This is a genomic window from Neisseria sp. P0009.S007, assembly GCF_051962515.1.
In genome coordinates this window covers 1-452 of record NZ_JBQCVF010000886.1, presented here as the reverse complement: position 1 = coordinate 452, position 452 = coordinate 1, and the positions used below count along the sequence as shown (strand labels likewise).

Genomic DNA, 452 nt, shown 5'->3' with positions numbered 1-452 from the left:
GAAACCGACGGCAGGCCGCTCTATCAAATCCGTCCGTTTGAAGCCGCCGTCCAAGCCGACTACAAAAACTACTTTGCCCACGGCAGCTACAACATCGGCGCAGCAACACGCTTTGTCGCCAAACAAACGCGCGGCGATTTTGACGCGGCAAGAGGTCTGGGCATAGACAAACGCGAAGCCGCCAAAGGCTTTACCGTTGCCGACCTTTACGCAGGCGTAAACATCAAAGACAAATACGGCTTGCGCTTGGGCGTAAACAACGTGTTCAACAAAAAATACGCCGAACACATCAGCGGCGACCACGTCCTCGCCCTGTCGCCCAGTGTGGTGTATGCACCGGGCAGGACATATTGGTTGAGTTTGCATGCGGCTTTTTAAAATCAGGCCGTCTGAAAGAATGCCTACACTGGCTTATTAAGAATTAGGAGATAAAAAATGGACATGAAAAGACG

Annotated in this window: 1 protein-coding gene; it reads left to right on the top strand. The window is 51.8% G+C overall.

From position 1 onward, the window contains the following. On the top strand, positions 1–378 hold a 378-nt coding region (locus tag ACTHS3_RS16940), incomplete at its 5' end, for a TonB-dependent receptor domain-containing protein (RefSeq protein WP_440368631.1). Positions 379–452 lie beyond the last annotated feature (74 nt).